This is a genomic window from Collinsella sp. TM10-22 (assembly GCF_003466125.1).
Taxonomy (GTDB): Bacteria; Actinomycetota; Coriobacteriia; order Coriobacteriales; family Coriobacteriaceae; genus Collinsella.
The window spans coordinates 57,610-70,016 of the sequence record NZ_QSOC01000004.1 but is presented as its reverse complement, the minus strand read 5'-3'; the positions used below and the strand labels follow the sequence as shown (position 1 = coordinate 70,016).

The 12,407-nt window shown below is 57.1% G+C and carries 14 protein-coding genes and 1 tRNA gene; 3 read left to right on the top strand and 12 right to left on the bottom strand.

What is annotated here, in order from left to right; all coding sequences use genetic code 11:
• Positions 1 to 81 precede the first annotated feature (81 nt).
• Positions 82 to 564 carry a PTS sugar transporter subunit IIB gene (locus DXD94_RS05140; protein ID WP_117763431.1) on the bottom strand — a complete coding sequence of 161 codons (483 nt, stop codon included), beginning with the start codon at positions 562 to 564 and terminating at the stop codon, positions 82 to 84.
• Between the two features lie 157 nt (positions 565 to 721).
• Here DXD94_RS05140 and DXD94_RS05135 point away from each other — a divergent pair.
• Positions 722 to 797, top strand: a tRNA-Thr gene (locus DXD94_RS05135).
• 198 nt (positions 798 to 995) lie between these two features.
• Here the strand turns inward: DXD94_RS05135 and DXD94_RS05130 are convergent.
• From DXD94_RS05130 to DXD94_RS05115, 3 genes are all read right to left on the bottom strand, one after another.
• Entirely contained in the window at positions 996 to 1,469 is a 474-nt protein-coding gene (locus tag DXD94_RS05130; RefSeq protein ID WP_117743267.1) for a YhcH/YjgK/YiaL family protein, read from the bottom strand.
• A gap of 197 nt (positions 1,470 to 1,666) precedes the next feature.
• On the bottom strand, positions 1,667 to 2,602 hold the full coding sequence (locus DXD94_RS05120) for a hexose kinase (protein WP_117763430.1): 936 nt from the start codon (positions 2,600 to 2,602) through the stop codon (positions 1,667 to 1,669).
• A 59-nt stretch (positions 2,603 to 2,661) separates the two neighbouring features.
• Complete coding sequence (locus DXD94_RS05115) at positions 2,662 to 3,543, bottom strand: aldose 1-epimerase family protein (RefSeq protein ID WP_117763429.1); 882 nt, start codon at positions 3,541 to 3,543, stop codon at positions 2,662 to 2,664.
• A 157-nt stretch (positions 3,544 to 3,700) separates the two neighbouring features.
• Between DXD94_RS05115 and DXD94_RS05110 the strand changes: the two genes are divergently transcribed.
• Positions 3,701 to 4,285, top strand: a complete 585-nt coding sequence (locus tag DXD94_RS05110; RefSeq protein WP_233505087.1) for a flavodoxin domain-containing protein — start codon at positions 3,701 to 3,703, stop codon at positions 4,283 to 4,285.
• A gap of 75 nt (positions 4,286 to 4,360) precedes the next feature.
• On the opposite strand, the gene nagA is transcribed toward DXD94_RS05110, so the two are convergent.
• The 8 genes from nagA to DXD94_RS05070 all read right to left on the bottom strand — a co-directional run bounded on the left by nagA (position 4,361) and on the right by DXD94_RS05070 (position 11,054).
• Positions 4,361 to 5,530, bottom strand: a complete 1,170-nt coding sequence (gene nagA, locus DXD94_RS05105; RefSeq protein ID WP_117735494.1) for an N-acetylglucosamine-6-phosphate deacetylase — start codon at positions 5,528 to 5,530, stop codon at positions 4,361 to 4,363.
• A gap of 119 nt (positions 5,531 to 5,649) precedes the next feature.
• Positions 5,650 to 6,816 carry an SIS domain-containing protein gene (locus DXD94_RS05100; protein WP_117743270.1) on the bottom strand — a complete coding sequence of 389 codons (1,167 nt, stop codon included), beginning with the start codon at positions 6,814 to 6,816 and terminating at the stop codon, positions 5,650 to 5,652.
• Between the two features lie 114 nt (positions 6,817 to 6,930).
• The gene (locus DXD94_RS05095; RefSeq protein WP_117735495.1) at positions 6,931 to 7,662 is read right to left on the bottom strand and encodes a GntR family transcriptional regulator; all 732 of its coding nucleotides are present in this window, start codon (positions 7,660 to 7,662) and stop codon (positions 6,931 to 6,933) included.
• Positions 7,663 to 7,847: 185 nt separating this feature from the next.
• Positions 7,848 to 8,930 carry a PTS system mannose/fructose/sorbose family transporter subunit IID gene (locus tag DXD94_RS05090; RefSeq protein WP_055251210.1) on the bottom strand — a complete coding sequence of 361 codons (1,083 nt, stop codon included), beginning with the start codon at positions 8,928 to 8,930 and terminating at the stop codon, positions 7,848 to 7,850.
• Positions 8,920 to 9,720, bottom strand: coding sequence for a PTS sugar transporter subunit IIC (locus DXD94_RS05085; protein ID WP_117735496.1), 801 nt, complete (start codon positions 9,718 to 9,720; stop codon positions 8,920 to 8,922). Before DXD94_RS05085 ends, DXD94_RS05090 begins: the two co-directional genes overlap by 11 nt.
• 90 nt (positions 9,721 to 9,810) lie before the next feature.
• Positions 9,811 to 10,293: a PTS N-acetylgalactosamine transporter subunit IIB gene (gene agaV, locus DXD94_RS05080; RefSeq protein ID WP_089572404.1), complete on the bottom strand. Its 483-nt coding sequence runs from the start codon at positions 10,291 to 10,293 to the stop codon at positions 9,811 to 9,813.
• Positions 10,294 to 10,329: 36 nt separating this feature from the next.
• Positions 10,330 to 10,611, bottom strand: coding sequence for a preprotein translocase subunit YajC (yajC, locus tag DXD94_RS05075; protein WP_117735497.1), 282 nt, complete (start codon positions 10,609 to 10,611; stop codon positions 10,330 to 10,332).
• Positions 10,611 to 11,054, bottom strand: coding sequence for a PTS fructose transporter subunit IIA (locus DXD94_RS05070; protein ID WP_117743271.1), 444 nt, complete (start codon positions 11,052 to 11,054; stop codon positions 10,611 to 10,613). Before DXD94_RS05070 ends, yajC begins: the two co-directional genes overlap by 1 nt.
• A gap of 705 nt (positions 11,055 to 11,759) precedes the next feature.
• Here DXD94_RS05070 and DXD94_RS05065 point away from each other — a divergent pair.
• Positions 11,760 to 12,398 (top strand): DUF2975 domain-containing protein, encoded by a 639-nt coding sequence (locus DXD94_RS05065; protein ID WP_117735499.1) that lies wholly within the window; start codon positions 11,760 to 11,762, stop codon positions 12,396 to 12,398.
• Positions 12,399 to 12,407 lie beyond the last annotated feature (9 nt).

Sequence of the window (12,407 nt, the reverse complement as noted above, 5' to 3'; positions counted from 1 at the left end):
CCAATCTGCCGGCACTTGGGGACGTTCCTAAAAGGCCGGCACAAAAGGAACGTCCCCAAGTGCCAAGGGTGTCCCCACTGACTAGTTGAACAGATTGCCGATGGGGTCGGGGTCGGAGCTGGGGAGGTAGCGAATTTCTAGCTCTATGCCGACCTTTTGCAGCTCTTTGAAGGCAGCGACGTCCTCCTCGCCCACGGCAACTGCGGACGTCACGGGGCGTCTACCCTCCCCTGCCTGCATATGACCAATGCTGATCTTGCTGATCGGCACACCGCCCTTAACCAGCGCGAGCGCATCGGCGGGTGAGGCCACCATAATCAGAATCCATTGGCGCGGCGTTGCGGCATGAATGATGTCGATGGTCCTTTGCACCGAGAAAAACCGCGTCCACACACCCTCGGGCGCCGCGACCCTCATAGGCGCCCACTTGCGCGAATCAGCCACAATCTCGTCGTTGACGATTAGGACGAGGTTGGAACCCACAGCCTCGTTCCACAGCTCAACGTCTTGCCCGTAAATAAACCGATCATCGATACGTGTAAGAAGGATCCTGGGTTGAGCCATGGCAGCCCCATTCTGTTTGAGACCCGTAAGAGCAAGACATCGCGTTTCCAATATTAGTGCATTTAAAGTGAGAAAAGCCGTCAGAACACTTGCGCGGATTTGCGATGTCCCGTATCATAGACAGCCGTTGACGCCTCAGTTGCGTCACCACATGGCCGCCGGCGTAGCTCAGTTGGTAGAGCACCGCTCTCGTAAAGCGGGGGTCACCGGTTCGAGCCCGGTCGCTGGCTCCATTGCACAAGATAGCCGCCTTCGGGCGGCTTTTTTGTTGCCGATTTTGAGTGCGCATACGCCAACCCAAGCATCACCACGTCGATCTCTTCCTGCTCAAAAACAGAAAGCCCCGCCAACCGCAATCCCCAAGGGAACTGCGATTAACGGGGCTCAAACGCGCTCCCCAAGGGGAATCACGCTAGTTCACGAGCAGCTCGCTACTCCTCCCAGTAAGCATCTGCAAGCAGCTTAAAGCAAATCTTTTTGACCGGCTGTGCGCCATCGCCCGGGAACTCGAGCGTGGGCATGTGAGGCTCGCCGGCAACAAACAGCGCGAACTTGTCGTCGGCAAGATCGCCGGCGATCGAAGCGTCGGAATCGACCAGATCGTAGTCGTCCTTCTCGTCAAACTCCTGGACCAGCGTCAGGCTGCCCGTGGCAACCTTAAAGGCCTCGCGACCCTCGACATCGATCTGCAGGTCGTGATAGCGCTGATGCGTCTCGTAGTGAGCCTCGGCCTCGGGACGCGTCGTGGGAGCCATGACGTTCGCATAGACCTTGTCGCCCAGAATCGGATGGCTGCCGACCTCGAGCTGCGCCGGGTCGTTCTCCTCGAGCCAGTCGATCAGCACGTCGAGGCCCTTGAGCATTCCGCGATACTCCTCGATATCGCCCAATGCACCGTAAATCATCTAAATCCCCTCTCGGATCGTTTCCTTGGCGGCTACTCGGCAAACGCATTACCAAAGCTGTTGCCGCCCACATACGTCTCGACCAGGGTAAGGTCGGGACTGAACACGACAAAGTCGGAGTCGTGCCCCGGCATAATGCTACTGCACTTGTCGTCGACATGAGCTAGCAAGCGATGCCGGGGCCGCAGCACAAGCTCTTACAGCTCGGTCACCGTAACGCCGTTGTAGACCTCGTCCCAACGATCCATAACCAAGTGGCCAGTCATGGGATCCATGGCGTTGAGCTTGCCACAGGTATTGGCGGTACGCAGCACCGTCTCATCATCCGCGCCGGCTGCGATGGCGTGCGCGAAGCCGGCAATGGTAGAATCGCCAGAGCCCGTAGCGTTAACGGCGGGGATATCGGGGGTCTTGGCGCGGAACGCGCGGCCGTTATGGAAGCCCACGGAACCGGCGGCACCCATGGACACGACGACCCAGGGGATATCGGAGAAGCGGGCATCAGAGGCGAGCGCGGCGCGAAGCTCGTCCACATCGTCGGTGGTAAAGCTCGTGCCCAGAAGGCCGTTAATTTCGGTCAGGTTAGGCTTAACCAGCTCAGGCTTGACCTCGGACTTGAGCGCAGCCTCAAGCGAAGCACCCGAGGTATCGAGCAGCACCTTGGCGCCGGCGTTCTCGGCAATGCCCGTGATCTTGGCGTAGTAGTCCGCCTCGACACCACGGGGCAGCGAACCCGAGATGGTAACGACAGCGGCCTTGCTCGCAAGCTCGGCGAACTTGGCGGTAAAGGCATCAAGCTCCTCGGGGGCAATCGTCGGGCCGCTCTCGAGCAGCTCGGTCTGGTTGCCGGCGTGGAGGATGTTGAGGCAAATGCGAGTCTCGCCCTTGATGGGTACAAAATCATTCTTAATGCCGTTGGCATCCATGAGCTCGGCCATGTAGGCGCCCATGTGGCCGCCGAGCAAACCGGTTGCCACAACGTCGTCGCCCAGCTGACCCAGTACACGGGCCACGTTGAGACCCTTGCCGCCGGCGGTCTTTTCGGGCGTCACACGGTTAACGTCGTCGATAATGAGCTCATCGAGCTGATAGCGTGTATCGACGGACGGGTTCATCGTAACGGTGAGGATCATTTTTAGCTCCTTATCTCGCAGGCTCCTTGTGCCTCGCGATACGAGTCGACAAAACGGAATTACAGAATCTCAATCGTGAACGAGCGAACGACGGTCTCCTTGGGCTTGGCGATAAGGCAGCCGCGCTTATGCTCAAGCACGTCGTCCTCATCGGAACAGGTCGAAAGGCCACCCCAGGGCTCAACTGCCACAAAATCACCCTCGGGCTTACTCCACACAATAAGATACGGGAAGCCCTCAAAGCTCAGGCGAACACCCTTGTCCTCGCCCTTCTTGGAAAGCGTGACCTGACGGCTCTCGAGCACGTCAAAGATGGTCTCCGCAAAATCGAAGAGCTCATGCGACAGGGGTAGCGTCTTTCCCACCATAGGGTTCTTGGAGCGGTTAGCCACATCAATCAATCCGGTCGAGGGTACGGCGGTGCAAAGCTCCGCAGCCTCGTCCTTCTCAAAGCGCAGCTCGTAGTCCGTATAGGCCTCGCCCTCGTCGAGCGGGCACCTAAAGCCAGGATGTCCACCGATAAAGAACGGCATGTCCTCGGTGCCCTCATTGGTGACCTCATAGGAGACACGCACGGCAGCGTCCTCAAGCGTATAGCGGGCGACGAGCTTGAACGGATACGGATAATCTCTCAGCAATGCAGCGTTATCCTCGGATGCCAGACACACAGCCAGCTCGTTCGTGCTTTGGCTCAGCAGCTTCCACTCCTGCTTGCGCGCAAACCCGTGGCGGGCGAGCTTCACATGATGCCCGGCGAACGTCATGCCGCTGCCGTCGCGCAGACCTCCGCAAATCGGGAAGCAAATCGGCGCCTGGCCGGACCACACGGCAGGATCGCCCTGCCACAAATACTCGCGACCGTCGGCCTCAATCGAGGTAAACGAGCCGCCGGCTGTGGAAACCTTGATAGAGATCGAATCGTTGGAGAGAGCGTATTCCATTGCCCATCCTTTCGAACAACTGCTTTTTTGCTCGCAAGTACCCGTCTCGGCCCTAACCAAAGAACAAACCCGCATGTTCATCGATGCGTCCGGTATCCCAGCCATGCAACGGGGTACCATACAGACATTGACGTCATTACAGCTGAAAGGCCTTCTTATGCGAACCATCATCCTCTACGCCTCGCGTCACCACGGCAATACGAAAAAGCTCGTGGACGCCATCGTTGAGGCGCACCCCGAGATCGATACCCTCGATGTAAAAACGCTCGGAAAAAACGAGTATCCCGACCTGCACGAATATCATCTAATCGGTGTCGCTACGGGCATTTATTACTCCGAGATCGACAAAGATATGGCACGCGTGCTCACCAACGTGCTGCAGCCGCAGGACAAGGTGTTTGGCCTTATGACCTACGGTGGCAAAAACAAGTGGTACGGCAAGGATATCGATGGCATCTGCCGCATGAGACAGGCCATATTTATGGGCGTCTACGGCTGTCCCGGTTTTGACACGTGGGGACCGTTCAAGATTACCGGCGGCGTCCAAAAGGGACACCCAACCGCCGAGGAAATTAAGGGCGCCGTCGATTTCTTCGACAAAATCGAAGACGAGTACGGCGATATCATCGTCGAAGAGTATGCCAAGCGCGAGAAGCGTCTAGCCTACGAAAAGGAGCATCCTGCGGGAGGTCTTGTGGCCGGCGTCAAGCGCACAGCAAAGAAGATCGCTAACAAGCTGTAACTGTGAAGGTGCTTTTGAGCGTTTAACCCATACGGCGGGTCCGAGCAGATTCGGGCCCGCCGTCTTTTTCTATCGTTACTCGGTAAAGGCGTTGCCGACGCTCTGGCCGCCAACATACGTCTCGACGAGGGTGAGCTCGTGGTCGAATACGACAAAGTCAGCATCGCGACCCGGCATAATGCTGCCGCACTTATCCTCGATGTGCGCGGAGCGAGCCGGCACCTCGGTTGCCATGCGAATGGCGATATCGGCGCTGGCAATGCCCCAGTCGACAATGTTCTTGACGCCCTGGGCAAGCGTGAGCACCGAGCCGGCAATGCTCTTGCCGTCGGCGAGCCAGCACAGGTTGTCCTTCATGATAACGTCCATACCGCCACTGGTGTAGCTGCCCTCGGGCATGCCGCCGCAGCCCAAGCAGTCGGTGATGAGCACCGTATGCTGCCAGCCCTTAGCCTGCAGCAGTGCCTTGATAGCGGCGGGGTTCACATGCTTGCCGTCGCAGATAATCTCGGCGTAGGTCTCGGGGGTGGTCATAGCAGCGCCCACAACACCGGGCTCGCGGTGATGCAGACCGCGCTGGCCGTTATAGGTGTGCGTAAAGCAGCTAGCACCGGCATTGATGGCGGCGACGCACTCGTCATACGTGGCATCAGAGTGACCGATGCTGGTCACGACACCCTTAGCGTTCAGGGCGGCAGCATAGGCAGCAGCACCATCGCGCTCGGCGGCCATGGCGCTCTTAACGATACGTCCGCCGGCAGCCTCCTGCCACTGGTCGAAGACCTCCTCGGAGGGGTCGATCAGGTAAGCGGGGTTCTGTGCGCCCACGTGCTTCATGGTAAAGAAGGGGCCCTCCAGGTAGATGCCCTGAATGCGAGCACCGCAGAAGTCGGGGCCGCGGCCCTCGTCAGCCTGGGCAATAGCGGCACAGGCGTCCTTGATCTGCTCGACGCCATCGGTGAACGTCGTGGGCAGCCAGCTGGTGGTACCGCGACGGGCGAGCTCGGTCGAGCTGATATCGATACCCTCGGGATCGTTGTCAGTAGTTGAGTGGTTGTAGAAGCCATGGATGTGGGTATCGACCATACCCGGTGCGATCCACGATCCCGTGTAGTCCTTAATCTCGCAAGAGGGCTTGTCGGCCTGCCAGGCGCCAAAGACGCCATCCTCGACCATAAGATAGCCGCCCAGCTGCGGACCTGCCGGCAAGAAGAACTTGTCAGCCTTAATTGCGTACGTGCTCATATGCACTCCTTGCTTCTAAAGCAGTTGACTGTGGTGATGCTTATACCCGGTCCTAGTAAAAACAGAAAGCGCCCGCCCGCCGTTATGAGCGGACGGGCGCCCTTACAGGGGGGACGCGATTAAGCGGTGAAGGGGTGAATCGTCACGCCCTTAACCACGCGGTTGACCGTGCCAGTGGGGCTCGGCGTATCGGGCGTGTTGCCCACGCGCACGGAGTTGAGCAGGCTGATGGCCTGGGCAAACATCACGAACGGCAGGGCAAGGTAGCCCTCGGGGAGTGCCTCATAGCCCTTAAAGGTGAAGGACTCGCCCTCGTAGACGGTAGCGCCATCCTGCTGAACGGCAACGGTGTGCTGAGCGATCTCGTCGCCACCGATCTCGTTGAGGATGTCGATATCGTACTGACGGGTGTAGGCATCGTTGTTGACGAACACGAACACGAGGGTCTTGTCGTCGACGAAGGACTTGGGTCCGTGACGATAACCCATGGAGGTGTCGTAGGAAGTAGCGACCAGACCGTGAGCGAGCTCGAGGATCTTGAGCTGGCTCTCCTGGGCAAGGCCCCCGAAGGAGCCGGAACCCAAGTAGGTCACGCGGTTGAAGTCGCCAGCCAGGTAATCGGCGACCTCGGGCTCACGATCGATGACCTCCTCGCCCATCTTGGCGATGGTCTCGACCCACTCGGCCTTCTGCTCGTCGGAAGCCTCGTCAAAGATGAGGGTAGAGAGCAGGGTCATGCAGGTGTAAGAACCGGTCATGGCGAAGCCCTTGTCGTTGGCGCGCGGGATGAGCAGCGTCAGCGCATTGGGGTCATCAGCGGACTCGACGGCGAGCTTGCCCTCGGGAGCGCAGGTGATGTTAAGGAACTTGACGTTGTGGACGAGCTCCTTGGCAACGGCAACGGCGGCAAGGCTCTCGGGGCTGTTGCCAGAACGGGCAAAGGAAACCACGAGCGTGGGATCCTCGGCGCGCAGGAAGTCGCGCGGGGCGCTCACGATGTCGGTCGTGGCGATGGGCTTAAAGTCGTAGAGATCAGTGTTGCCAGCGTGACGCAGGTACGGGGCGCAGGTATCGCCAACATAGTCGGACGTACCGGCACCGGTAAAGACAACGGACAGACGGCCCTCGCCCATAGCGCGAGCCTCGGCCAGAAAGGCCTCGATGGCCTCCTTGTTCTCGCGATAGATGTTGAGCGTATCACGCCAGAGCTCGGGCTGCTGAGCAATCTCGGCCGTGGTGATCTGGGCGCCGAGCTCGGTGAGCTCCTCGACACTCTTCTCGAACATTTCTAATACCTCTCTCTAGAAGTAATCCTCTGACGTGCAATTATACACTTCAGTTGGTTATCTGGTAGTAACCAGTTAAATGCAAAGAATCATCACATGGAAACGATGTGAACACTAGTCGCCACGCTGGTGGTAAACCTTGTATTTAAACTGATCGGCACGAGCAACCGAGAGCGTATACTCCACAACCTCGTTTGACTCGTTATACGTAGTCCTGACCAAATCGAGCACAGGCGAACCCTCGACAATTCCCAAAAGATGGGCATCGGTGGGACGGGCTATGCTCGCATAAAACTCCTCTTCGGCCACGCGTATCTTTTGCTGAAAGTCCTGCTCAATCACATCGTAAAGCGGCTTACGCTCCAGCAGCGGTCGCTTTAGGGACAGAAATTGACGAACCGGTAGATAGCTACGTTCGACCATCATGGGCATGTTGTCGGCAGAACGAAGGCGCTTGAGCTTAAAAATGCGATCACCGATACGTAATCCCATATGCTCGGCCAGATTCTTATCGGCCTCCATCTCGCAAAACTCGAGAATCGTGGTCTCGGGGTCGCGACCCATCGCGCGCATCTGCTCGGTAAAACTGTAGGACTGCATAAGATTGGTTGCCTTTGCCGAACGGTCGGTCACAAAGGTACCGCGACCGTGCTGCCGAACCACCAGTCCCAAACGCTCCAGTTCCTGCAGAGCCAGGCGTACCGTAGTGCGCGAGAGGCCATAGCGTTCCGAAAGTTCGCGCTCGGAAGGAATCATGTCACCGGCGCGATATTCATGGTCAATCTTTTCGGTCAGAATATCGACCAGCTGATCGTACAGCGGTTGCTTACGCGCTCCGATCGCCATCCTATCCTCCCATTTTCTCAAACTCGGCTAACTACCTAGGGTGTTTAGCATTATCTGTCTGCCACACCCGAATCATCAAGAAAACAAAAGCCGCGCGCTCTTTCGAGCACGCGGCTTTTAACATACACATGGCTTAAGGGGTCGGGGTGTGAGCCGCGTAGGGACACACCCCTCAAGCTAGAGCCTTACCAGATGCTCGGCCAGAGACCAAGCGGGCCAGCGCCCAGGATGCCCAGGACGAAGAGCAGCAGAATGCCCTTGGTCGGGGTCCAGCTGTGCTTAGCGAACATGTAGTAAAGCAGCAGCGTAAGCATAAGCGGGACGAGCTTCGGGACGATGGTGTTGAGGGTGTCGGCAACGGAGAAGTTGACCGGATCCTCGGTGACGGTGCCGTAGGTAACGGACTCCATGCCGTTGCCCAGATCGGTGACGCCGCACTCGACAGCGTTGCCGTCGGCATCGGAAGCGGTAAGGGCGTTGCCGTCCTTATCGGTCATGGCGATGGTACCGGCCTCAGCGGTCTCGGTATCGATGCCCTCCATACCGGTGAAGTTCTCGGCCTCCTTCTCGGAGACGATCACGGTAGTAGCGGAGAGGCCACGGGTGGTGCCGTTGGGGATCTGGAGGTTGATCTGGGTGCCACCCATGGTGACGACCAGGCAACCGACGACGAAGACGCCCATGATGGAAGCGGCACGCGTGAAGGCCTGCATGTTGGCAGTCAGAGCGTCAATAGCGCTGGTGCCAAGCTTGTAGGACCAGTTCATGAGCCAGAAGCGCAGAGCGAACTGGACGACGTTGAAGATCACCAGGAAGATGATCGGCGCAGCGGCGTTGCCGTTGATGGCCATGTTGGAGGTGATGCCGGCCGTGATAGGCACGAGCGTCAGCCAGAACAGGGCGTCACCGATACCACCGAGCGGGCCCATTGCGGCGACGCGGACGGCGCGGATCGTGGGGATGTCAACCTTGTTCTGCTCGAGCGAAAGCACGATACCCATAACAAAGGTGACGAGGAACGGGTGGGTGTTGAAGAACTCCAGGTTGTGGCTCATGGAAGCCGCGAGGTCGTTCTTGTTGGTGTGGATCTTCTCCAGACCGGGGATGATGGAGTAAAGCCAGCCAGCGGCCTGCATGCGCTCGTAGTTGAACGATGCCTGCAGGAAGCAGGAGCGCCAAGCCATCTTGTTGAGGGTCTTCTGGTCGAGCTGCGGAGCAGGAGTGAGATCCTCGTAGTGCTCCGGGATCACATACTCATTAGATGCCATCTTCGAAGTCACCTCCGTCAGAAACAGCTGCACCCTTCAGCTCGGTCTGCTGCTGGAAGTCCCAGAAAGCGATGCCGAAGCCGATGAGAGCGAGGATGAGCAGAGCAGGGGTTGCCAGCGAATCGTTGGCAACGGTGATGAGCGCGAGGCCAAAGCCCATGAGGAAGAAGCCCCACATATCGCGGTTCATCATAACCTTGAGCAGGACGGCGAAGCCGACGAAGCGCATCATGCCGCCTGCAGCGGACAGACCGGTCTGCAGCCAAGTCGGGATGGCGGAAGCGATGGTCTGACCAATGGTAGCGCCAGCGATGAAGAACAGGGTGACGACGACAGCGAAGATCAGGCCGAGCAGAGCCATGGCGAAGTAGTTCAGGCGCTCGATGCCCTTGGTGTCCGCGTTATGAGCCATGTTATCGGCCGTGGACATAAGCGGGGACATAAGCGTGAAGACCAGGGTAACGCCGAGCTGACCAAGCAGAGCGAACGGAATGGCAAGGCCGACTGCCGCGTTGGGCTCGAGGCCCGTGGCGATAGCGAGAATGGCTGCCATGATGCCGCCAATGACGGCGTTAGGCGGCTGAGCGCCTCCGATCGGCATGTTGCCAATCGTCATGAGCTGATAGGTACCACCCACGAGAAGACCGGTGTTGAGGTCGCCAAGGATAAGACCGATGACGGCGCCGGTGACGATGGGCTGATAGAGAGACTCGAGGAAGTCAAACTGGTCGATTGCCGCGATGAACGTAACAACGAAGACCAAGGCGACCTGAATGATCGAGAATTCCATCTTGCTCCTCCTTTCAAAATGTATGTACGCACTTTGGATTTCACGTACAGAACGTCAGGGTTTCAATCCTGACAACGTGGATCACGAGGATTACGAGAAGAGCTTGCTCGTGTCCTCAACAGGCGTGCTCGGAACGCGCCTGATCTCCAACTCCACCCCCAATTCCTGCAGCTCTTTAAACGCAGCGACATCCTCGTCGTTAACTGCGACGGAGGTGGCGACTTGGCGCTTTCCTTCCGACATGTGCATGTTGCCGATGTTTACCTTCTTTATAGGCACACCGCCCTTGACGAGCGTAAGCACGTCTTCCGGTGTTTCGGCCACGATGAAGATCTTCTGGCGCGGGCTCGCCTTGCCAATGACGTCGATGGTCTTCTGCAGGGAGAAGAAACGCGTAGCGACGCCGGCGGGAGCGGCCATCTTCATGAGGTTCTGGCGCATGGTGTTGGTCGACACATCGTCGTTGGCGACGAGGATGAGGTTGGAGCCCAGGGTGGAGTTCCACTGGGTAGCGACCTGACCATGGACCAGTCGGTTATCGATGCGGGTAAGAAGAATGTTGGGTTCTGCCATGTTGATCAGCTTCCTTTCGTTATTTGCTGACGACAGTTACTTGATCTCCTGAATCGCGTAACGCGAAACATCTACGACGGCACCGGATCGGACTTTGATCTGGACCTTTTCGCCTTCGATGCCCTTGACGGTTCCGTAGATACCGCCGGCGAAAAGAACCTCCTGACCCGGCTTAAGCTCGGTGTGCAGCTCCTTGAAGTACTTCTGCTTCTTCTTCATGTTGATTTGCGACCAGATGGTGTAAATCACACCCATGATGGCAAGCAGGCCCAAAAGAGCTACCGAGGAACTCAGAACACTGGCTCCGAAATCGGCCATTAGATGCCGTCCTCGTCGCCGAAGATATCCTCTTCATCGGAGCCGGCAACGGATGCGACCGTCTGGGCGGTGATGCCCGTCTGGCCAACAGTCACGGCCTGCTCGCCAAGCTCGGCGAGCGTGGCGTTACCGCGGAGGAACAGAAGCTCAATAACCATGGGAAGGTTGGTGCCAGTCAGAACCTCGACGTTGTCGACATCCTGGGCAATCATCATCGACTGATTGAACGGAGTACCACCGAGCAGGTCGGTAAAGACGAGCACGCCATCGCACTCCTCGCGCATGGCGGTAATAGCGGCGCGGAGATCCTCACCGTAGGAAGCAGCCTGGTCGCCCTCAAAAGGAACGACGGTAAAAGCGGGCTGGTCGCCGGCAACCATAGCGATAGCACTTGCAAGGCCGGGTGCGAACTGTCCATGACCGGTAAGAATAAAGCCAACCATTCAAATTTCCCTTCCGAAGGTGTGTACGATCTGAGTCCGATGATGTTCGGAAGCCAGCGGGCGCTCGCCCTTAAAGCTTCTTAGAAAGCGTTCTTTGAAGACCAGTGGTCTCTCAACTGGTAGTAACCACGTGACGTGTTGTTGTCACTATATCACCACAGAAGAGGTCGCTTTCGTTGATTCATACAGTAAAACGTTTTTGCACCGTTCACGGTGATAAATCGACCGTTTACCGCTCGTTAACACTTCTACCTGCGGTTTTGAAACCGTTTCGAAATGCGTTGGCAAAAGATCGGATCTTTTTCTGTGTCTAAACAACGTAGGGCGGCTAAATATAGCGTGTAGGAAAAATGCAGGTCATTGTGAAGATTTGTGAATTGGTCTTTTTAACTTAATACCAGTTAGAACCAGTTTAGAAATTATCGGTGAACGGTAGTTTTTGACCGTTCACCGGTTATTTGCAATCGTTTGCAGCCGTTTTCCCATATGAATTAGGGAGACCCGATGAAGCATTTGCGCGATTGCAGGAAATATCGTTCTTTGTCCACCCCCCCCCCGCATTCCAAACTCCCATTCCCTGAATATGCCATAGCTCTCACTATTCGTCTCACAAACATTACTTACTCTAATCTGTAATTGTTTATCGTTTATCATTAAGTATGATATAAGATACAAGTATCATCCAAGACATTGGTTGGAGGAGCTATGGTCCGCTGGAACGTATCCAAATCGAATGAAGCCATCGACCGTGAACAGGCAATAGCCAAACTGAGGAAGCTCACTCGCTACTGCAAATGGGGCACAATCTGCACCATCGTGGCGCTCGCTCTGGCACTCCTCGCAGTCATTGCAATCGAACTTCTACTCATATTGCCTAGCCTCTCCCAAGGGTTCTGTCTCCAATCCGTAGAGCTTACGGCTGGCGAAGGGCCATTTCTCGCTCTCGTCGGCGCCAACGAACAGACCCCTCTTATGCTTGTCGCGCACGACGGTCATACTGCCATAGGGAGCGGCATGATGGCATGCCTCGCGCTTGCCATCGCGCTAAGCGCATACAGGTTTTTCTCCGCCATTGAAAAGGCGGGCAGGCCCTTTGACCTCGAATGCATCCGCATACTACGTCAAATAGGACATTTGTTCCTTATCGGCGGCGCCGCCGTGAAACTTTTTGGTGCCATAGTCACAGGGCTGATACTCTCAGGATTTGGCGGTAGCTTTACGGATGCGCTTGGCGGCCAGCATCTCGACCTCTCCATGCTCTTTACAGGCCTGATTATTAGCCTGATTGCCAGCGTCTTCCAGTACGGGTGTATCCTGCAAAAACAAGATGACGAGTTGCTCTAGGGGGAATCC